The organism is Acinetobacter dispersus (genome assembly GCF_009884975.1).
GTDB lineage: Bacteria > Pseudomonadota > Gammaproteobacteria > Pseudomonadales > Moraxellaceae > Acinetobacter > Acinetobacter dispersus.
The window spans coordinates 524,660-548,669 of the sequence record NZ_CP041970.1; the positions used below are offsets into that span (position 1 = coordinate 524,660).

The window sequence follows — 24,010 nt, forward strand, 5'->3', positions numbered from 1 at the left end:
GGTTGGTTTTTATTGTAAGATTTTGTTTTTTATTTGGATATAAGTTTATTGGTTACATAAGAATAATTTGAATGCTTGATAAAAATTCTTGTTTATAGTTTTGTGTCTTTGTTATACTTTTGTGTGAAAAAACCACAAATATGATTAAAAAATGAAATTTAAGTTACTTTTTGTATCGATTTTACTGGCTCTTCATCAAGTGCATGCAGCTGAACTGGAGCTTGTAGGTAGTTTAGAGGGTGGTACTAACGTAGATTCACTGGGTGTATTAAGTCACTCTATTCCAATTGCAATTCCGCCATCTATTAATGGTTTTATTCCACAACTAGCTTTGAGTTATAGCGGGGAATCCCCTGATGGGATATTAGGTGTTGGTTGGAATGTAACTGGGCTGTCTAGCATTGTCCGTTGTAATGAGTTGAATGGTAATATTATTCACACCCCAATGGGTTCTGCTGCTAATGAGATTGTGGCGGATTATCAAGCATCGGGATCATCAACATCATCTCTCTTTAAAAATTCTTGTTTTGCTCTAGACGGTAAAAAATTAATTAGAATAAGTGCAGATAATATTCCAGTTAGCTCAACTGAATTTCGCTTAGAAAATGATGATTTTACAAAGATCACTATTCAGATGCAACCTTCCAATTCTGGTTATTCTAATGTTTTAGGAAAGTTTATTGTAAAACAAAAGGATGGTGTTGTAAGGGAGTATGCAGCCACTTTAAATTCTAATTTTAAGAGTGGTTTCGGTGAAAGTGGGTATTCAAATGGTCAAGAAATTATTGAGTGGAATTTAACTTCAGTCAAAGATGTTAATGGAAACTATTGGACAGTTGAGTATCAGGATTTAAATAAAGGAATATTATACCCTAAAACGATTAAATATACTGGAAATAGTGGTAATAGTTCTGTTGCACCAATCAATTCAATCGATTTTGAATATACTGATCGCATTGCTGCCGAAATAAGACAAGGTTTTATTGAGAGTGGATCGACACGTATCTTGGATAAAAAACTTTCTAAGCTCAGTATTAAATCGAATAATGTAGTAAAAGGAGAATATCGTTTCCAGTACGAAGATATTAATGATCAAGTTGCCAATAAAACCCGCTTAAAAGATATCAAATATTGTACGGTGAATGGGAGTGATCAATCTTGTTTGACACCGACCAAGCTTGAGTGGAGTTCCTATGGTAAGGATTTAATGACGATGCCATTACGAGATAGTATTAATCAGATTCCAGATGTTAAAGTCTCGGATACATTAAATACTATTCGGATGAGCACTACAAAGGGCATTAAAACGAAAGAGCTAATTTTTTTAGCTAAAATAGACAACAATCTTAAACTGTATTCCAACCCTGTAGATCCAATGAGTGCAGCCTTAGCTGTTACTTTGACACATCCATCATTAAGTAGTTTTCAGCAATGGTCACCAACAATGATGGATGTAAATGGAGATGGAATTGATGATTTAGTGATTTATGGAAGAAATAGTTCAAATCAAGTCTCCTTATTATTATTTACGACCTCATATAGTAGCCCCAATGGGTTGTTTAGTTTTTATAAAGAACATAAAAATATTTTCACTACGCCATCTCCGTTATTGAATATCTCTACTTTAGATGGCGATCGGGATGGGAAATTAGATTTAGTCATGCTATTTGGTGATCAAAATGATATTCGTTTTAATGGGATTAAATTAGATGGGGTAGGGAATATTGCCTCTGTGAATACAACTGTTATTGGTTCTAATATTCGTAATACTTTAAATGCAAGTTCTGGGAAGCGTGTTACTACAACGGAACGTATTTTGAATGGTAATTTTAGACGTGATAAAAAACAAGATATTATTTTCTACTATACGAGTTCTAGTGGTTTAAGTCTATGTTCTATCAGTGTTTATAGAGATGTTATCCAAAGCTCAAAAACAATTAATGATTGTGAAAATTCTACTCCTGTATTAATTTCTGGAACAGCGGGTGATGCTTACAAAGATTATGATTTTAGTGTCGTGGATTTTAATGGTGATGGTCTAGATGACATTGTGATGTCTAAAGTAATTCGCCTAGATGCTGCCAATGGCCCTGCAACTCGATTTCATGAACGTCTGATTCCAATCTTATCTACAGGTGGTGGTTTTGAAATTCAGTCAACACATGATTTACCTGTTTTTGAAGTAAATACAACAGATTGGATTAGTGATTGGGAGCGCCATTGGTATTATAAACCGAACTTTGTTGATTTTAACCATGATGGTCTTATTGATTTTTATCGATATGCAAATTCATGGTTACAAAACTCACCTGATAAACAATTGAGATATTCATCAGTTCTTACTTCTTATTTACAGCGGCCCAATAAAAAGTTTGATATTTTTAAATATGATTTTGTTGATTGGTGGAAGGGTTATACTATTTTTGAAGAACACATGTTTGCACTTATTGGCATGCCAGGGGATATAAAAAACAGTGACTATAATGTTGAGCGCATTCCATTTTTTTCGGATATCAATAACAATGGTTTTCAGGAAATTAACTTCCAGTTTATTGTTCGTCCGCGTACAGGAACAGGGGCTTATATTTACTCCTTTATTTCACAAGCTGCGAAACAAGAAATAGATCGATTGGCTCAAGAGGATACTGGGTTTAGATGGATGGTATTACGTTATCCTGGTATCGACTTTCAGGATATGCTGAAGTCGATCGATACAGGAGATGGGCGTAAACAGAAATTCATTTATAGCAACTTTAGCCAAGCACCCGAAAGTATGGAGGCAAGGCCATTCCCAATTCGGGGCAGTGGTTCAGTTAGCTTAGTGACCTATGCAGTCGAGAACTATTTAAATAACGCCTTGGGCTCACAAAGCACCTATCTGTTTGCTTCACCACGTGTTGATGCCAAAGAAAACCGCTTTTTGGGCTTTGAAACGATGACCGAAACGTCGGAGACCTATAATAAAACTGCCAGTGGTACAGATGTCACCAATAAGTTGGTGAAGGAAACGGTCTTTAACCAGAACTACCCCTTTGTTGGGATGGCCAAATCAGTGACGACCAAAGCCAATGATGCCTTGGTATCGAAGGTGACGGTAGCTGATGCAGACTTTGTAAGTGATAGTGCTTATCCAACCACCAAGGTGAAATTCCCGCGGGTTAAGAAATCTACAGTCCAGAACTATGACTTGGGTAAATTGATTTCCACTACAGTAACCTCAGATAACTATGAAAATGTGTTTGGGAATCTGATTGATTCTAGTGTCACTACGACCAGCGCTGATGGTGCCAGTGTATTTAGTACCAGTGTAAAACCAGTTTATTCAGCAGCAGATCGTACCAACTGGATTCCAGGATTAGTCAAAGAACGTACGGTGACGTCGTCACGAACCGGGCAACCAACACTGACGAAGAAGAGTACATTTGATTATGATGCCAAGCAGCAGTTAAAGCAGAAGGTTGATGAGCCGAATAATGCGGCCTTAAAACTGCAAAGCGACTATGAATATGACAACTACGGAAACCTGAGTAAGGTTACCGTTAGTGGTGCGGGGAATGGAACGGATACCAATATTGGTAGCCGTGTTGTGAACTCCTTCTATGAAGCGGGAGCTGGCCATCCAGCAGGTGTGTTTAAGACACGTGAAACCAATGCTTTATCGCAACAGGCGAGTTCGAGCTATGATGCGGTGACGGGTCAAATGCTGACTTCAACCGACTTAAATGGTGTGGTGAGCAAACAAACGGTTGATAGTTTGGGTCGGGTAAAAGTGAGTACACCAGCAGGTGCAGCACAGACTACGAACGATTACCAATTATGTAAAACCTTTGTGGGTGTTGGAACCAATAGCCGAGAATGTGAAACTGGCGAGAACTATAAGACGACCAGTACCACAGCTTTAAATGCCCCAGTGCTTGTATTTAAAGATGCTGTTGGCAATGTGAAGCGTACAGTGACTAAGGCCTATGACAACGTCAATGATGTTGTGGTTCGAAGTGAATATGATGCATCAGGACGCTTATACCGTAGCAGTGTTCCAAGCCTCAGCAATGTTGCTTATGGTAGCTTGCAGTGGACCAGCTATGAATATGATGTACTCGGTCGTGTTACTAAACTGGTAGAACCGGGGAACCGTGTTACGACTTATACTTATGATGGACTACAAAGCTCTATTATCAATGCCAAAGGCTTAAAACGCACAGAGAAGAGCAACATTGCCAATGAAGTGGTTGAGATTCTAGACCACGATAACAACGCATTAAAATATACCCGAGATGCATTGGGACGTTTAATCCAGACCACAGATGCTTTAGGAAATAGCATTGTTCTAACTTTAGATAACAATGGCAATAAACTGCAACAAGTGGATCCAGTACTGGGGACGTGGAAATACCGCTACAACCCATTGGGTCAGGTCGTTTGGCAACAAGATGCCAAAGGACAACAAACCACGTTCCAGTACGATGCATTGGGCCGCTTAAAACAACGTGTGGAACCAGACCTAAGTTCAACATGGACATGGGATACAGCAGCGAATGGTAAAGGAAAGCTTGCCCAAGTGAGCTCGGCGAATGGCTATAGTGAAAGTTATGCTTATGATGCCTTTGGTCGGCTGTTCCAAACTACGACCAGCAAGAAGATCGATCCAAAGGCCCAAGGAGCTACGGATCCGGACTTTATTAGCAAGTGGAACTATGATGCGGCAGGTCGTACCTTGGCCTTTGCCTACCCAACAGGCTTTGGTTACCGTAATATCTACGACACCAACGGTTACTTAAAAGAAGTCCGTAACTTGGCGGGTAACCAGTTGTACTGGGCTGCGAATGCACGAGATGCACGAGGCAATATTACCCAAGAAACCTTGGGTAATGGTCTCGTGACCAAAAAAGGTTATAAGGCGGATACCGGCTTTATTGAGTCGATCAATACAGGGAATGCTGCGATTCAACAAAACAGCTATGCCTTTGATGCGATTGGAAACTTGGAGAACCGTAACCAGAACTTGGCGGGTATCTCGATCAATGAAAGCTTTGTCTATGACAACATCAATCGCTTAAAGAGTGTTGTAAACCAAAAAGGAGTTACCACTTCTGTAACTTATAATGCGATTGGAAATATTTTAAGTAAGAGTGATACTGGAACTTATAATTATGCGACAGGTGGGACAAATTGCGGCATACAAAAAGTGTGTGCAATTAGTTCAACGACAGGTGGTTTAAACACAGCATTTAGTTACGATGTGAATGGTAATCTACTCACTGGAAATAATCGGACTTCTAGTTGGAGCAGTTTCAACATGCCGTTGCAGATCAAGCAAGGCACGACGACTGAGGACTTTATGTATGATGCCAACCACGAGCGAGTGCGTCGTACCAGTGTAGAAGGTGGCAAGACCACGACGACGGTTTATTTGAACCCCCGTATAGATACAGGTGGGACCTTTGAGAAGAGCTATTTACCTGATGGTACTACAGAGTATGCGCACTACATCTATGCAGGTGGTGGTGTTGTAGGCAGTTATGTCAGCAATGACAAAGGTACGCCTCCAACGGGTGACTTGGGCACGGCTTACCAAAGTGGCGTTGCTCCAAACAGTGCAGTCGCAGCGATCAATAAGACCGGACCTTATCGTTACTTCCATACAGATCATTTAGATTCGATAGAGGTGATTACAGATGCAGCGGGTAATCCGCTAGAGCGTTTGAGTTATGACCCATGGGGTAAGCGACGTAATGTAGATGGAACGGTGTCGACGGATACGCTGAAGGGTAAGAGTAGCCGTCATGGTTTTACCTCGCATGAGATGTTGGACAGTATTGGTCTGATCCATATGAATGGTCGAGTGTATGACCCGAGTATTGGTCGTTTTATTAGTGCGGATCCGACGATAGATGGAGCGGATAACTTACAGGGTTATAACCGTTATGCGTATGTACACAATAATCCGGGGACGTTGTTAGATCCAGATGGTTATGGCTGGACGAAGTTCTGGAAACGCGTAGGAAAAGATATCAAGAATGGACTAAATAAAGTCTTAGATGACTGGTTAGGAACATGTTCAAAAGCAAAAGGTGATTGTGGAGTCTCTGTCGGTGTAACTTATGGGCCAAATAACCCAAATGGAGAAAATGATGGGCGACCAACATTACGTCCTAAAATTGGGATAGGTGGTGGACTTAATCATGACGATTATAGTTTTGAATTTAAATATGATTCAAATGGTCTAACATTTGATAAGTTCTATTTCCCTCAACAATATGCTTTACCAGGCTTTAACTATTTTGATATTGGTACATTAAGAGCTGCTTTTGATTTCTCTTACTCTGCAAACGATTATATTACTTATTTTGATACACCTCAGGATATAGCTGCAAAATTAAGTTCCAGTGCATATGGTACCAATGAAGATAAGGCAGCTAGACGAGCATGGCTGTCGTATCAAATAGGTGATAATTTATATGCCCTAGGTGAAGCTTGGGATATGAGTCCTGTAGGTATGAGGGCTGACTTTTTTCCTATTGCTAAAGCACCAGGAATGGGGTTAAAAGCAGTTGGGCGCCTACTTATAGGTGATTGTGGCTGTTTCGATGATGATACACCTGTTTTAACAAAAGATGGCTATAAACGAATTGTAGAGATTAATGAGGGTGATTTAGTTCTTGCTCGCCATGAAGAAACAGGCGAGATTGCTTATAAGCCAGTTAAACGAGTGTTCGTTGTACCAAATCGACGTATTTACTTGTTGAAGACGCTTGATCAAGAAGGTAAAGAAAATACAATAGAGGTATCTGATGATCATCCATTCTGGGTAGTAGACAAGAAATGGGTGGAAAGTATCAACCTTAAAGAAGGTGATCAGCTTTTAGATGCAAATAATCAAGTTCATAAAGTTGTTTCATTTACAGAAACAGATCGAGTTGAAACTACTTATAACTTAGAGGTTGAGGGTTATCATACATATTTTGCTGGTGATGCAAATATATGGGTGCATAATGCTGGACCTTGTAAAATGTGGAATGCAGGGAGCTTTGAGTCTGCAACTGCGTCGCTTGAAGCACATTTTAAAAAACATGGAAAGGAAGTGGGTGCAAGTGATGTTGATAGTTATATGAGAAAAGCTCAAGGTTTTTCTAATAATCTAAAAGGAGCGGATGTGAGAAATGTAGAAGGACGTGTGGAAGGAGTTAAAAGATATATAAAAAATGGTAAATATATTGATATTGCACCAGATAATACGATAATTTCATTTGGGTCGAGAAATAGGTAGAGTGCTAGTATTATGAATATTGATTTTGAAGTAAAATATTATTCTGGATTATTTGGTTCTCTTAATATGCAAATCATTCCATCTAGTTTGCAAGATAATCCTAATTGTCTTAACTCAATAGTGATTGATGAGATTGCTTTCTCATTGGTTGAAGGTTTTTTTGTGAATTGTGAAAATACATATGCTCATTGGGGGAATACATATATTGAGTTAGGTGGAGTAGAGGTTATCATGGCTAAGTTGCATGATTTTTATGATTTTTTAAAAGAAAAGAAGACTATCTCTAATTTAGATGTGAAATTAATTTTTAAAGAAGAGACAGAGTTCTTTTTATCTAATTTTTTTTCGTTGAAAAAAGATGCTTTAAATATGGTAATGACTATAATTGGATTTTTAGAGAATATAATAAAAAAAAGAATTAATGGTATTACTGTAATAGGAGTTTGATTTTTTGGTGAAAATAAAACTTACATTAAAGGCTTTGCCCTTTTATAGTTAATGATTATTTTAGTCATCATTGGTTTATAAATTGGTGTTATTGGTCACAATTTCTTTAATATCTAGAGAAGGCCGAGAAAACTACTACTAAGTCACCAACTTTCGCTGACTTGATAATTTTTTAGTTAAAAAAGGATTGTGCCGTGAGGCACAATCCTTTTTTATTTTAAGGTTTTGTTTTTTATATAATATTTTTAATTTTACGTGATTTTTTTAATTCTTAGTAAAACTAAATTTATAAATTTTAACGAAATAATTTGAATATTTATTCAAATTTCTTGTTTGTCAGTTTGTTGCTTTGTTATACTTTTCTGTGAAAAAACTCACAAACATGTTTGAAAAATGAAATATAAATTACTTTTTGTATCAATTTTATTGGCTATTCACCAAGTACATGCTGCAGAACTGGAACTTGCAGGAAGTTTAGAGGGTGATACGAGTATAGATGCATTGGGGGTGTTAGATCACTCTATTTCAATTTCAATTCCACCCTCAATTAATGGTTTTGCTCCGCAATTAGCATTGAGTTACAGCGGAGAATCCCCTGATGGAATACTAGGTGTTGGTTGGAATGTAACTGGGCTGTCTAGCATTGTCCGTTGTAATGAAATTAATAATAAAAATGAGCTTGCTACACCTAGAGATGCTAACTTGTATGAAAATCTAACATCTTTCGTACCTGACTCTAATTTACCAATATACATCAACTCATGCTTTGCCTTGGATGGAAAAAAATTAATTCGCATTAGTGCGGATAGTGCATCAGCCGCGGCAACTGAGTTTAGATTGGAAAATGATGATTTTACTAGAATTACAATCGAGATGGGGGTAACGAAGATAGATACCGGAGCTTCGTTCAACACTATTAGTAAATTTATAGTAAAACAAAAAAATGGGACTATTCGTGAATATTCTTCAGTTGTAAAATTTAATAAAAAAAATCAGCAAACTGGTGCGTATCAAACGGATGATACATTATCATCGGGTGAGTCAGAATGGGGTTTAACCTCAGTTAAAGACATCAATGGAAACTATTGGACTATTGAATACCAAGACTTAAATAAGGGAATGCTATACCCTAAAACGATTAAATATACTGGGAATAGTGGTAATAGCCCTGTGCTACCAACTAATTCAATCGACTTTGAATATGTTGATCGATCTGCTATAGAAAAAAAACTAGCCTATATTGAGAAAAGCTCTAGCATTATCTTAGATAAAAAGCTTTCTAAGCTAAGTATTAAAGCCAATAATGTTGTAAAGGGGGAATACCGTTTCCAGTATGAAGAGATTAGTGATCAAGTTGCTAATAAAACCCGCTTAAAAGATATCAAGTATTGTACGGTGAATGGTGCAGATCAATCTTGTTTGGCGCCGACTAAGCTGGAGTGGAGTTCCTATGGTAAAGATTTAATGACTACGCCGGTCAGGGATAGTATTAATAAGATTCCAGATGTTAAAGCAAATGATACTCTGAATTCTATTCGTATGAATACACGTAAGGGTGTTACTACTCAAGAACTTATTTACCTTGCAAAAATAGACAACAGCTTAAAACTTTATGCTAATCCTATGAATACGATGAGTGCAATGTATCAGTCCGATACTTTGACGCATGCCTCATTAAGCAGTTTTCAGCAGTGGTCACCGCTTACCGTAGATGTGAATGGGGATGGGATTGATGATTTGGTAATTTATGGTCGCAACAGTGCAAACCAAGTTTCCTTGCTATTATTTACCTCTTCTTTTAGCTCGGATGGAAAACGTCAGTTCACATTCTATAAAGAACTTAAAAATATTCTCACTACTTCATCTCCTTTATTGAATATCTCCACTTTGGATGGGAATCGGGATGGAGTTGATGATTTAGTTATGTTATTTGGCGATAAAAATGATATCCGTTTTAGCGGAATTAGAATGGATGGTCAGGGCAATGCTGCTTCTATTAATACAATCACCATTGGCCCTAATATTCGAAATTCTCTAAATAGCAGTACAGGCAAGCGTGTAACTACAACGGGACGTATTTTAAGTGGTAATTTTCTGCGCAATAAATCCAATGATATTATTTTCTATTATACTAATGCGAGTGGTCTTAATTTTTGTTCCGTCAGTATTTACCGAGATTTGATAAAAACCTCGCAGACAATTGATAAGTGTGAAAATTCTCCATCTGTCGTGATTCCTGGAGCGGCTGGTGATGCCTATCGAGATTATGATTTTAGTGTCGTAGATTTTAATGGTGATGGCCTAGATGATATTGTAATGTCTAAAGTAATTCGCCTAGATGCTGCCAATGGACCTGCTACGAGGTTCCATGAGCGGTTGATTCCAATTTTATCAACAGGAAGTAATGATCTATCAGCTGCAATAGGCTTTGAAGTGCAGCCTGCAATAGATCTGCCTGTATTTACCATTAATACAGGTGAGCAGCGATGGGTGGCATCTGATTGGGAAACCCAGTGGGCAGCGCCTACCTTTGTTGATTTTAACCACGATGGTTTTGTTGATTTCTACCGCTATAGCACAGCACTTAGCCCGAAGCTACTTTATCCGACTGATTTAAACCCTAACCCTAAAAGCGATGGTAAATTTAGGTATCAATCGGATTTGATCTCTTATTTGCAACGTCCAAATAAAAAATTTGATGTCTATAAATCTGATCTTTCTAACTGGTGGGGAGGGACTTCAGCTACGGATGATATTTTGATGGCTATCTTAGGTATGCCGGGAGATATGAAAGTTGATGATTATATCGTTGAGCGTGTTCCTATCTTTTCAGATGTTAATAACAATGGTTTCCAGGAAATTAACTTCCAGTTTATTGCTCGTCCACGTGTAGGAACAGGGGCTTATATCTATTCCTACATTTCACAGGCAGCCAAAGACGATGTAATGTCAGGCATGGGGGCTGCGGCGTGGATTCAATTGCGCTATCCTAATGTCGATTTTCAGGATATGCTGAAGTCGATCGATACAGGCGATGGTCGAAAGCAAAAATTCATTTATAGCAACTTTAGCCAAGCACCTGAAAGCATGGAGGCTAGGCCATTCCCAATTCGAGGCAGTGGTTCAGCAAGCTTAGTAACGTATGCGGTCGAGAATTATTTAAATAATGCTTTGGGCTCAAAAAGCACTTATCTGTTTGCGTCGCCAAGGGTTGATGTCAAAGAAGCTCGTTTCCTAGGCTTTGAAACGATGACCGAAACCTCAGAAACTTATAATAAAACAGCCAGTGGTGCAGATGTTACTAATAAACTGGTGAAAGAAACCATCTTTAACCAGAACTACCCCTTTGTTGGGATGGCCAAATCAGTCACGACCAAAGCCAATGATGCTTTGGTATCGAAGGTGACAGTGGCCGATGCAGACTTTGTAAGCGATAGCGCTTATCCAACCACCAAGGTGAAATTCCCACGAGTTAAGAAATCAACAGCTTTAAACTATGACTTGGGTAAACTGATTTCAACCACAGTGACCACAAATAACCATGAGAATATGTTTGGGAATCTGATTGATTCCAGTGTCACTACGACCAGCGCTGATGGTGCGAGTGTATTTAGTACCAGTGTAAAACCAGTTTATTCAGCAGCGGATCGTACCAACTGGATTCCAGGATTAGTCAAAGAACGTACGGTGACGTCGTCACGAACCGGGCAACCAACACTGACGAAGAAGAGTACATTTGATTATGATGCCAAGCAGCAGTTAAAGCAGAAGGTTGATGAGCCGAATAATGCGGCCTTAAAACTGCAAAGCGACTATGAATATGACAACTACGGAAACCTGAGTAAGGTTACCGTTAGTGGTGCGGGGAATGGAACGGATACCAATATTGGTAGTCGTGTTGTGAACTCATTCTATGAAGCGGGAGCTGGCCATCCAGCAGGTGTGTTTAAGACACGTGAAACCAATGCCTTATCGCAACAGGCGAGTTCGAGCTATGATGCGGTGACGGGTCAAATGCTGACTTCAACCGACTTAAATGGTGTGGTGAGCAAACAAACGGTTGATAGTTTAGGTCGGGTAAAAGTGAGTACACCAGCAGGTGCGGCACAGACTACGAACGATTACCAATTATGTAAAACCTTTGTGGGTGTTGGAACCAATAGCCGAGAATGTGAAACTGGTGAGAACTATAAGACGACCAGTACCACAGCTTTAAATGCCCCAGTGCTTGTATTTAAAGATGCTGTTGGCAATGTGAAGCGTACAGTGACTAAGGCCTATGACAACGTCAATGATGTTGTGGTTCGAAGTGAATATGATGCATCAGGACGCTTATACCGTAGCAGTGTTCCAAGCCTCAGCAATGTTGCTTATGGTAGCTTGCAGTGGACCAGCTATGAATATGATGTACTCGGTCGTGTTACTAAACTGGTAGAACCGGGGAACCGTGTTACGACTTATACTTATGATGGGCTACAAAGCTCTATTATCAATGCTAAAGGCTTAAAACGCACAGAGAAGAGCAACATTGCCAATGAAGTGGTTGAGATTCTAGACCACGATAACAACGCATTAAAATATACCCGAGATGCATTGGGACGTTTAATCCAGACTACAGATGCTTTAGGAAATAGCATTGTTCTAACTTTGGATAACAATGGCAATAAACTGCAACAAGTGGATCCAGTACTGGGGACGTGGAAATACCGCTACAACCCATTGGGTCAGGTCGTTTGGCAACAAGATGCCAAAGGACAACAAACCACGTTCCAGTACGATGCATTGGGCCGCTTAAAACAACGTGTGGAACCAGACCTAAGTTCAACATGGACATGGGATACAGCAGCGAATGGTAAAGGAAAGCTTGCCCAAGTGAGCTCGGCGAATGGCTATAGTGAAAGTTATGCTTATGATGCCTTTGGTCGGCTGTTCCAAACTACGACCAGCAAGAAGATCGATCCAAAGGCCCAAGGAGCTACGGATCCGGACTTTATTAGCAAGTGGAACTATGATGCGGCAGGTCGTACCTTGGCCTTTGCCTACCCAACAGGCTTTGGTTACCGTAATATCTACGACACCAACGGTTACTTAAAAGAAGTTCGTAACTTGGCGGGTAACCAGTTGTACTGGGCGGCGAATGCACGAGATGCACGAGGCAATATCACCCAAGAAACCTTGGGTAATGGTCTCGTGACCAAAAAAGGTTATAAGGCGGATACCGGCTTTATTGAGTCGATCAATACAGGGAATGCTGCGATTCAACAAAACAGCTATGCCTTTGATGCGATTGGAAACTTGGAGAACCGTAACCAGAACTTGGCGGGTATCTCGATCAATGAAAGCTTTGTCTATGACAACATCAATCGCTTAAAGAGTGTTGTAAACCAGAAGGGTGAAAGCTCATCAGTGAGCTATAACGCGATTGGTAACATCACGAGTCGTAGTGGTAAAGACACCTTTAACGCAGCGAAATCGAATAACTACACTTGGACCAGTTTCAACATGCCGTTGCAGATCAAGCAAGGCACGACGACTGAGGACTTTATGTATGATGCCAACCACGAGCGAGTGCGTCGTACCAGTGTAGAAGGTGGCAAGACCACGACGACGGTTTATTTGAACCCCCGTATAGATACAGGTGGGACCTTTGAGAAGACCTATTTACCGGATGGTACTACAGAGTATGCGCACTACATCTATGCAGGTGGTGGTGTTGTAGGCAGTTATGTCAGCAATGACAAAGGCACGCCTCCAACGGGTGACTTGGGCACGGCTTACCAAAGTGGCGTTGCTCCAAACAGTGCGGTAGCAGCGATCAATAAGACCGGACCTTATCGTTACTTCCATACAGATCATTTAGATTCGATAGAGGTGATTACAGATGCAGCGGGTAATCCGCTAGAGCGTTTGAGTTATGACCCATGGGGTAAGCGACGTAATGTAGATGGAACGGTGTCGACGGATACGCTGAAGGGTAAGAGTAGCCGTCATGGTTTTACCTCGCATGAGATGTTGGACAGTATTGGTCTGATCCATATGAATGGTCGAGTGTATGACCCAAGTATTGGTCGTTTTATTAGTGCGGATCCGACGATAGATGGAGCGGATAACTTACAGGGTTATAACCGTTATGCGTATGTACACAATAATCCGGGGACGTTGTTAGATCCTAGTGGTTATGGTTTTATTAAAAAACTAGGAAGAGAGATCAGTCGAGTTGGAAAACAAATAGGCGGTGCTGTAAAGAATGGCGTACTTAATGTCTTAGATGATTGGTTGGGTTCGTGTTCAAGAGCAGCTGGTGATTGTGCTGTGACTGTAGGTATGACTAAAGGTGGGGAAAATAATCAGGGCCAAGGTGGTTATAATACTGGACGAAATACAGTACAGCCATTTATTGGGTTTGGTGGTTCTAATAATAACTATAGATTGGGTTTTTCATATCAGAATGGTGAGCTTTCTTATAATAAGCTGGGTTATCAAAATGGCGCGATGGGGATTTTAAATGAAAATCCGATAATTTATACGACAGATGTTATGAAAGGTTGGGATCAGTTAATAAGACATTTTGATGGGATAATTGTAAACTCCAGACTTGGTATGGCGATACAATCTGCTGCAGATTATGCAGTGAAAAATGGGTCAAGTCCGGAAGAGACGCAAAGGTTACTTAATAGTGTAAGTCAAATAGATACCAGCCAAGGCTCTGACTATATAATGGGCTGGGCGCTTGGTGGACCTGCCTTGGGAGTTGTAGCGATGTCGGCACCAGAATGGACAATTGCTAATGCCGCTTATGGTGGAGGTTTTGGTGGTCTGGGGTATTTGAATACCACTAATCCAAATGATTATACTTGGACGAACCTTTTTAAATCTGTAGGAGGGGGAGCTGCAACAAGTGTAGTATCAGGAGGGTATAAAAACCCTTACGGTGCAGCTGTAGTAGGTATGGCTGGGGCATATGGTACTCAGTATACAGTAGAAGGAAAAGCAAATGTAGGGGCTGCAGTTGCTTCGGGTCTATTGGGAGTTGCTGGTGGATCCAAAGGAATGAATTATTTGTACTCTACAGCAGTAACTGGAGCAATTAATAATATTTTTTCCAATAGAGAAAAACGAGAAAAGAAAAAAGCGGAGAAAAAATAATGGGGTCTTATGAGTTAACGAAATATGATCATCTTATAAATCCAGTTTTTATTAAGGATGTAAAGAGTGAGCTTATTGTTTTAATTTTTTTATTAGTTTGCTTGTGGATACTGACACCTGCTGTTTTTGATTCTGATAGATGGGTTGTAATGTTTTTTAATTTTAATTTTTCACTATATTATCTTTATCCTGTTGTTATTATTTTTCTTTGTATTGTGTATATATTTAAAAGGATTTTAAAATATTATAGTCGCACTGTATTTCATTTTTATTTTAAAGATGGTTTTTTGGTGCTAAATATCTTTGAGTTTAAAAGTGTTCAATTTGATACATTTAATTTTGTCATAGATAAGTATCGTATTTGGCATTGGAATGGCTTTAAGAAAGAATATTTTAATTGTGTAGGGGTTGAGGGTAATAAAAAAGTATATCTCCTTCCTGTTGCTGATGGTAAACAAGATGAGCTTGTAAAGCTTTTGCTTGATCACGGTGGGAAGAAAATATAGTTTTGAAGATGACAAGATTGGTGATAGGGGTAATGTATGTTTGATCAATTGAATACGATTCAGGTTGTAAGTATTTTTGTTACGTCTATTATTGTTCTTTTAGGAGCACTTTTGGGTCCAAAATCATTAAGAAAACCTTTGTGGGTTGGGCTTATCATATTATTAACAACTTATTTTATTAGATTGTTTTAATTTGAATTAACTGGTTATCTAGTTTTGCTGTTTCAGGTTTGTTTGAAAACTTGGAACAGCATAAACAGAAGCATACTAATGTTCCACTTTAATGTATTTAATTTATTTTTTTTAAACGAGATGTTGGTTGTTTTATTGTGTAAGCTTTTGTTTTTGTTGATATATAAGTTATTTTTATTTTAAAGAATAAGTTTCTTGGTTACATAAAAAATAATTCGAATGCTTGGTAAAAATTCTTGTTTATAGTTTTGTAGCTTTGCTATAATTTTTTGTGAAAATATCCACAAATAAGTTTAAAAAATGAAATATAAATTACTTTTTGTATCAATTTTATTGGCAATTCACAACGTACATGCTGCAGAACTGGAACTTGCAGGAAGCTTGGAAGGTGATACGAATGTAAGTGTTTTAGGTGTTATAGACCATTCGATTCCAATTGCAATTCCACCATCGATTAATGGTTTTATTCCACAATTAGCTTTGAGTTATAATGGAGAATCCCCTGATGGGATATTGGGCGTGGGTTGGGGGATAAGTGGCTTATCAAGTATTACGAGATGCAATGAAATTGATAGAATGTCTGGGAAAATTTACACCCCAAAACAATCTGTTATGAATGAAAGAGATGCTATCTTTCAGAGTGGACTTCAATCAAATGATGGGGCGACTGAAGATATTCTAGGTAGATCTTGTTTTGCATTGGATGGTGTGAAATTAATTCCGATTCTTCAGCCGAATATAACACCATTTGCTGATACAGAATTTCGTCTGGAAAATGATAATTTCACTAAAATTACACTTAAATATGATAAAAAAAATTCTTTTCAGATAGATTCTTTTATTGTAAAACAAAAAAATGGCACAGTAAGAGAGTACAATTCTAAGGTCATATTTAATAATAAAACTATTAGCTCTTCGAGTGAAGAGTATGATGGTGTCTCTGAATGGGGGCTAACATCAATAACTGATATCAATGGAAACTACTGGGCGGTTGAATACCAAGATTTAAATAAAGGAGTGTTATATCCTAAAACGATTAAATATACGGGGAATAGTGGTAGTAGTCCTGTTACACCAACTAATTCAATCGATTTTGAATATATAGATAGATCTGATGCTGAAAAGAAACGAGGTTATATTGAGCAGGGTTCAACACTTATTTTAGATAAAAAACTTTCTAAGCTCAGTATTAAATCAAATAATGTTGTAAAGGGAGAATACCGTTTCCAGTATGAGGATATTAATGATCAAGTCGCCAATAAAACCCGCTTAAAAGATATTAAATATTGCACGGTAAATGGGAGTGATCAATCTTGTTTGGCACCGACTAAACTAGAGTGGAGTTCTTATGGCAAGGATTTAATGACTACCCCTGTTAGGGATAGTATTAATAAGATTCCTGATGTAAAAGCGACGGATACTTTAAACTCCATTCGTATGAATACCAGTAAGGGCTCTACAACCAAAGAGCTTATCTTTATTTTAAAAACAGACAATAACCTTAAGCTTTATGCTAATCCAATGGATACGATGAGTGCAATGTATCAGTCGGATACTTTGACGCATACCTCGTTAAGCAGTTTTCAGCAGTGGTCACCGCTTATCATGGATGTGAATGGGGATGGGATCGATGACTTAGTGATTTATGGTCGCAACAGTGCGAACCAAGTCTCCTTGTTGTTATTTACCTCTTCTTTTGCTTCTGCGGGTAAGCGTCAGTTTACATTTTATAAAGAACATAAAAATATCATCACCAGTCCAGCCCCCTTACTCAATATCTCGACATTAGATGGGGATCGAGATGGGGTAAGTGATCTGGTGCTCTTGTTTGGCGATAAAAATGATATCCGTTTTACTGGTCTTAGAATGGATGGTCAGGGCAATGCGGCTTCTATTAATACAACTACCATTGGCCCTAATATCCGAAATGCTCTAAATAGCAGTACAGGCAAGCGTGTCACCGCAACGGGACGTATCTTAAGTGGTAATTTTAGGCGAGATAAAACCAATGATATTGTTTTTTATTATACCAATGTGGGAGGTTTAAGCTTATGCTCTACAAGTGTTTATCGAGATCTCATTCAAAGCTCAAAAACAATCAGTAACTGTGAAAATACTACTCCTGTACTAATTGCTGGAGCGGCAGGTGATACCTATCGGGATTATGATTTTAGTGTCGTAGATTTTAATGGTGATGGTCTAGATGACATTGTAATGTCCAAGGTGATCCGTTTAGATGCGGCCAATGGTCCAGCGACCCGATTTCATGAGCGCTTAGTACCAATCTTGTCGACAGGGATAGGTTTTGAAGTACAGCCTGCGATTGATCTGCCTATATTTACCATTAATACAGGTGAGAAGCGATGGGTGGCATCTGATTGGGAAACTCAGTGGGCAGCGCCTACTTTTGTTGATTTTAACCACGATGGTTTTGTTGATTTCTATCGATATAGCACGGCATTTAGCCCGAAGTTGCTTGTTCCAACTGATTTAAACCCTGAACCTAAAAGTGATGGCAAATTTAGATATCAATCGGACCTGATTTCTTACTTGCAACGTCCAAATAAAAAGTTTGATGTTTATAAGTCTGATCTTTCCAATTGGTGGGGAGGTAGTCAGGCTGAAGAAGTTATGCTTGCAATTATGGGCATGCCAGGAGATATGAAAGTTGATGATTATACCGTTGAACGCGTTCCAGTGTTTTCGGATATTAATAATAACGGCTTTCAGGAAATTAACTTCCAGTTTATTGCTCGTCCACGTGTAGGAACTGGGGCTTATATCTATTCCTACATTTCACAGGCAGCCAAAGATGATGTAATGTCAGGCATGGGGGCTGCAGCGTGGATACAATTACGTTATCCTGGTATCGACTTTCAAGATATGCTGAAGTCGATTGATACAGGCGATGGTCGAAAACAAAAATTCATTTATAGTAACTTTAGCCAAGCACCTGAAAGCATGGAGGCTAGGCCATTCCCAATTCGAGGCAGTGGTTCAGCAAGCTTAGTGACGTATGCGGTCGAGAATTATTTAAATAATGCCTTGGGCTCAAAAAGCACTTATCTGTTTGCGTCGCCAAGGGTTGATGTCAAAGAAGCTCGTTTCTTAGGTTTTGAAACGATGACTGAAACTTCAGAAACTTATAATAAAACAGCCAGTGGTACAGATGTCACTAACAAACTGGTGAAAGAAACCATCTTTAACCAGAACTATCCCTTTGTTGGGATGCCAAAATCGGTGACGACCAAAGCCAATGATGCCTTGGTATCGAAGGTGACGGTAGCTGATGCAGACTTTGTAAGCGATAGTGCTTATATGTACCCAGACACTAAGGTTAGATTTCCAAGAATTAGAATGTCAACAGCCCAGAACTATGATTTGGGTAAATTGATTTCGACTACTGTGACGTTAGATAACTATGAAAATGTGTTTGGAAATCTGATTGATTCAACCGTTATAACGAAGAGTGCCGATGGCAGCAGTATATTTAGTACTAATGTAAAAGCAGTTTATTCAGCAGCGGATCGTACCAACTGGATCCCAGGTTTGCTCAAGGAGCGGACAATCACGTCAGGGCGTACAGGTCAGCCCACAATTACTAAAAAAACAACATTTGATTATGATGCCAAGCAGCAGTTAAAGCAGAAGGTTGATGAGCCGAATAATGCGGCCTTAAAACTGCAAAGCGACTATGAATATGACAACTACGGAAACCTGAGTAAGGTTACCGTCAGTGGTGCGGGGAATGGAACGGATACCAATATTGGTAGCCGTGTTGTGAACTCCTTCTATGAAGCGGGAGCTGGCCATCCAGCAGGTGTGTTTAAGACACGTGAAACCAATGCTTTATCGCAACAGGCGAGTTCGAGCTATGATGCGGTGACGGGTCAAATGCTGACTTCAACCGACTTAAATGGTGTGGTGAGCAAACAAACGGTTGATAGTTTAGGTCGGGTAAAAGTGAGTACACCAGCAGGTGCAGCACAGACTACGAACGATTACCAATTATGTAAAACCTTTGTGGGTGTTGGAACCAATAGCCGAGAATGTGAAACTGGCGAGAACTATAAGACGACCAGTACCACAGCTTTAAATGCCCCAGTGCTTGTATTTAAAGATGCTGTTGGCAATGTGAAGCGTACAGTGACTAAGGCCTATGACAACGTCAATGATGTTGTGGTTCGAAGTGAATATGATGCATCAGGACGCTTATACCGTAGCAGTGTTCCAAGCCTCAGCAATGTTGCTTATGGTAGCTTGCAGTGGACCAGCTATGAATATGATGTACTCGGTCGTGTTACTAAACTGGTAGAACCGGGGAACCGTGTTACGACTTATACTTATGATGGACTACAAAGCTCTATTATCAATGCCAAAGGCTTAAAACGCACAGAGAAGAGCAACATTGCCAATGAAGTGGTTGAGATTCTAGACCACGATAACAACGCATTAAAATATACCCGAGATGCATTGGGACGTTTAATCCAGACCACAGATGCTTTAGGAAATAGCATTGTTCTAACTTTAGATAACAATGGCAATAAACTGCAACAAGTGGATCCAGTACTGGGGACGTGGAAATACCGCTACAACCCATTGGGTCAGGTCGTTTGGCAACAAGATGCCAAAGGACAACAAACCACGTTCCAGTACGATGCATTGGGCCGCTTAAAACAACGTGTGGAACCAGACCTAAGTTCAACATGGACATGGGATACAGCAGCGAATGGTAAAGGAAAGCTTGCCCAAGTGAGCTCGGCGAATGGCTATAGTGAAAGTTATGCTTATGATGCCTTTGGTCGGCTGTTCCAAACTACGACCAGCAAGAAGATCGATCCAAAGGCCCAAGGAGCTACGGATCCGGACTTTATTAGCAAGTGGAACTATGATGCGGCAGGTCGTACCTTGGCCTTTGCATACCCAACAGGCTTTGGTTACCGTAATATCTACGACACCAACGGTTACTTAAAAGAAGTCCGTAACTTGGCGGGTAACCAGTTGTACTGGGCTGCGAATGCACGAGATGCACGAGGCAATATTACCCAAGAAACCTTGGGTAATGGTCTCGTGACCAAAAAAGGTTATAAGGCGGATACCGGCTTTATTGAGTCGATCAATACAGGGAATGCTGCGATTCAACAAAACAGCTATGCCTTTGATGCGATTGGAAACTTGGAGAACCGTAACCAGAACTTGGCGGGTATCTCGATCAATGAAAGCTTTGTCTATGACAACATCAATCGCTTAAAGAGTGTTGTAAACCAGAAGGGTGAAAGCTCCTCAGTGAGCTATAACGCGATTGGTAACATCACGAGTCGTAGTGGTAAAGACACCTTTAACGCAGCGAAATCGAATAACTACACTTGGACCAGTTTCAACATGCCGTTGCAGATCAAGCAAGGCACGACGACTGAGGACTTTATGTATGATGCCAACCACGAGCGAGTGCGTCGTACCAGTGTAGAAGGTGGCAAGACCACGACGACGGTTTATTTGAACCCCCGTATAGATACAGGTGGGACCTTTGAGAAGACCTATTTACCGGATGGTACTACAGAGTATGCGCACTACATCTATGCAGGTGGTGGTGTTGTAGGCAGTTATGTCAGCAATGACAAAGGCACGCCTCCAACGGGTGACTTGGGCACGGCTTACCAAAGTGGCGTTGCTCCAAACAGTGCGGTAGCAGCGATCAATAAGACAGGACCTTATCGTTACTTCCATACAGATCATTTAGATTCGATAGAGGTGATTACAGATGCAGCGGGTAATCCGCTAGAGCGTTTGAGTTATGACCCATGGGGTAAGCGACGTAATGTAGATGGAACGGTGTCGACGGATACGCTGAAGGGTAAGAGTAGCCGTCATGGTTTTACCTCGCATGAGATGTTGGACAGTATTGGTCTGATCCATATGAATGGTCGAGTGTATGACCCAAGTATTGGTCGTTTTATTAGTGCGGATCCGACGATAGATGGAGCGGATAACTTACAGGGTTATAACCGTTATGCGTATGTACACAATAATCCGGGGACGTTGTTAGATCCAGATGGTTATGGATGGACGAAGTTCTGGAAACGTGTAGGAAAAGATCTTAAGAATGGACTAAATACAGTCTTAGATGATTGGTTGGGTTCGTGTTCAAAAGCAGCGGGTGAATGTGGTGTCTCCGTCGGTGTAACTTATGGACCGAATAACCAAGGTTATAATGCTGGACCAAATAACCAAGGTGTAGGGGCAAATAATGATGGTAGAAATACAGTACAACCACATATAGGCTTGGGTAATGTTAATGGTAATTATTATGTATTGAACTCCTCTTACCAAGAGGGAGGCCTACAGTTTAATGGCTTGTGGTATACTGGCAATGGTTTTGGTAGTGAACCTCAGATCCAAATTCATGCGAGTAATTTCTTTGGTCAGGAACCTCAATATGGTTTTGATATCCCAGTAAGAAACCGTAAGGCAGAAGCCCAGTTTGAGGCTGGGTTAATAGATTTTAATAATGAATTAACAGCTTTTAACCATGCGTGGACTTTTGGTTTATATGGTAATCAACCCGAGTCAAGTGGATATATCGGTCAGACAGCTGGTATGGTTGTCGGGATGTATACAGGTTCTACAGAAATTGCAGTAGCAAAAACGGTAATAAATACTGCGAAATCTGCAAAGGGGTGGATTGCAAAAGATGTATATTCAGTTTTATCTACAGAAGTTAAGACTGGAAAACTTCCCGGAAGCACATTAAGAACTATGGAGCAAGCATTAAAACAGACAACGAGTGGCAGTGGAGGGGTTGGGGTTAAACGCTTAGCAGGAAAAGGTGCAAATATTGAGGGAACAGTATATCAATATGAGTTGAAAATTTTGGGCTCAAAAGGTAAGGGGGGGGTTCGACTCTTTGGGAATATGGAGGAGGATGGTTTGGTTCATTTTACTAAAAGAGGAAAACACTTGTGATGCAAATACAAATAGACGAAGACCTTAAAAAAGTTTTTAGAGAAGAGGTTGTATTTAGTGATGCAAAGAGTCACTTGCAGTCCTTTGTTAAGAGTGGTGAAAGCTTAATATTAATTTATGATGATATTGGTGAGAAAAGGGTAGAAGGTTTTAAAGATTTAGATAGTATTGTTTTTAAAATTGAAGCAATTGTATATCAATACAATCTTTTACTAGGTTATAGTACTGTACGAATATATCTGACATTAGGTGAGTGTATAATCGACAAGGCAACTGGTACAGTTAATTCATCATTAGGAAGTCTAATTTTATATTACAGTATGGATAGCGTGAAAGAAGGAGATATATTCGCTTACTCTTCGGATCTGATATATCAAAGCTTATGATTTTTAAGTAAGGTAGGTCTATTCTTATGTCTGATTTTAATTTATAGCTGGATTAGAAGTTGGAAATAGAATCTTCAATTGCACAATTGAGATAGATATATGTGAAAAACGATGAATAATTTTTTCCTTTTCTGTTAATTTAATTTCTATTTTATTTAGTGTTTTGGTATGTTTAAAAGAAATTTACGGCGTAATGGCTTTACTCTTTTAGAGCTTATGATTGTTTTAGTTATCATTGGTTTATTGGCTGGTATTATCGGACCCAATTTATTTAAAAATTTGGAAAAGTCTGAGAAAACCACTGCTAAGTCGCAAATTGATGCTTTGACTAAGGCAATTGATCAATATCGAATTGATAATGGTTCATTCCCAGATACCAGTAGTGGCCTAAATGCCCTACTGGTTGCACCTGCTGGTGCAACTCGTTGGAATGGGCCTTATATCAAAAAAATACCAGCTGACCCTTGGGGAATGCCGTATCAATACCAATCGCCAGGGCAGCAAAACCCAACAGAGTATGATGTCTATTCATTCGGTAAAGACAAAGCCCAAGGCGGAACAGGTGATGCAGCCGATATCGGAAACTGGTAAGAAAAGTACTTAAAAATTTGGAGAAACATTTATATGTCGCTGAAAAAAATAACAGCAAAATTTTTCACTATCTATTTAATGTTTTTTTTAAGTACGCCTAGTGCGTATGCTGCGGGGTATTATTTAGAGAATCTCACAATCAAAAGAATACGTACAGTTGGTGAATATTCTAACTTTTCAAATACTGTAGAACTTTGGTTTAATGAAACATTAACATATCCTTCTGGGGCACAATGTACGAGTACGTTCAGAGTACATATCGATGCTAAGCATAAGCACGTAATTAGTGCGGCTTATTTAGCAATGATGTCGGGCAAAAAAGTAAGTGTTTATGCTAATGAAAGTCTTCCTATACGGGGAGGGTCTTGTGAGATATCTTACCTGGATGTAGTCAATAATTGATAGAAATGAAAAGTGATTGAATATATTGATTTAATTTTAAAGTGTTAGTTATGCGTGGTATAAATTTAAAACTTACATATTGGAAATTTAATTAAGATGCCAGTATATAA

General features: G+C 39.4%; 8 protein-coding genes. All 8 read left to right on the plus strand.

Going from position 1 to position 24,010, the window contains the following annotated elements; genetic code table 11:
• Positions 1-151 precede the first annotated feature (151 nt).
• On the plus strand, positions 152-7,267 hold the full coding sequence (locus FPL17_RS02190) for a polymorphic toxin-type HINT domain-containing protein (protein WP_159882889.1): 7,116 nt from the start codon (positions 152-154) through the stop codon (positions 7,265-7,267).
• A gap of 12 nt (positions 7,268-7,279) precedes the next feature.
• Positions 7,280-7,714, plus strand: coding sequence for a hypothetical protein (locus tag FPL17_RS02195; protein WP_159882891.1), 435 nt, complete (start codon positions 7,280-7,282; stop codon positions 7,712-7,714).
• A 393-nt stretch (positions 7,715-8,107) separates the two neighbouring features.
• Positions 8,108-14,860: an RHS repeat domain-containing protein gene (locus FPL17_RS02200; RefSeq protein ID WP_159882893.1), complete on the plus strand. Its 6,753-nt coding sequence runs from the start codon at positions 8,108-8,110 to the stop codon at positions 14,858-14,860.
• Positions 14,860-15,366 (plus strand): hypothetical protein, encoded by a 507-nt coding sequence (locus tag FPL17_RS02205; RefSeq protein ID WP_159882895.1) that lies wholly within the window; start codon positions 14,860-14,862, stop codon positions 15,364-15,366. The genes FPL17_RS02200 and FPL17_RS02205 overlap by 1 nt, the downstream gene beginning before the upstream one ends.
• A 492-nt stretch (positions 15,367-15,858) precedes the next feature.
• Entirely contained in the window at positions 15,859-22,521 is a 6,663-nt protein-coding gene (locus FPL17_RS02210) for an RHS repeat domain-containing protein (RefSeq protein WP_159882897.1), read from the plus strand.
• On the plus strand, positions 22,521-22,907 hold the full coding sequence (locus tag FPL17_RS02215) for a hypothetical protein (RefSeq protein ID WP_159886757.1): 387 nt from the start codon (positions 22,521-22,523) through the stop codon (positions 22,905-22,907). Before FPL17_RS02210 ends, FPL17_RS02215 begins: the two co-directional genes overlap by 1 nt.
• A gap of 216 nt (positions 22,908-23,123) precedes the next feature.
• Positions 23,124-23,498: a type II secretion system major pseudopilin GspG gene (gspG, locus tag FPL17_RS02220; protein ID WP_266095741.1), complete on the plus strand. Its 375-nt coding sequence runs from the start codon at positions 23,124-23,126 to the stop codon at positions 23,496-23,498.
• A 33-nt stretch (positions 23,499-23,531) separates the two neighbouring features.
• Positions 23,532-23,900, plus strand: coding sequence for a hypothetical protein (locus FPL17_RS02225; RefSeq protein ID WP_159882901.1), 369 nt, complete (start codon positions 23,532-23,534; stop codon positions 23,898-23,900).
• The last annotated feature ends 110 nt before the right edge of the window (positions 23,901-24,010 follow it).

Excerpts from the sequence above, each read along its gene's own strand:
- FPL17_RS02205 (WP_159882895.1), top strand. The coding sequence starts at position 14,860 with ATGGGGTCTTATGAGTTAACGAAATATGATCATCTTATAAATCCAGTT.
- FPL17_RS02210 (WP_159882897.1), top strand. The coding sequence starts at position 15,859 with ATGAAATATAAATTACTTTTTGTATCAATTTTATTGGCAATTCACAAC.
- FPL17_RS02200 (WP_159882893.1), top strand. The coding sequence starts at position 8,108 with ATGAAATATAAATTACTTTTTGTATCAATTTTATTGGCTATTCACCAA.
- gspG (WP_266095741.1), top strand. The coding sequence starts at position 23,124 with ATGATTGTTTTAGTTATCATTGGTTTATTGGCTGGTATTATCGGACCC.
- FPL17_RS02190 (WP_159882889.1), top strand. The coding sequence starts at position 152 with ATGAAATTTAAGTTACTTTTTGTATCGATTTTACTGGCTCTTCATCAA.
- FPL17_RS02195 (WP_159882891.1), top strand. The coding sequence starts at position 7,280 with ATGAATATTGATTTTGAAGTAAAATATTATTCTGGATTATTTGGTTCT.
- FPL17_RS02215 (WP_159886757.1), top strand. The coding sequence starts at position 22,521 with ATGCAAATACAAATAGACGAAGACCTTAAAAAAGTTTTTAGAGAAGAG.
- FPL17_RS02225 (WP_159882901.1), top strand. The coding sequence starts at position 23,532 with ATGTCGCTGAAAAAAATAACAGCAAAATTTTTCACTATCTATTTAATG.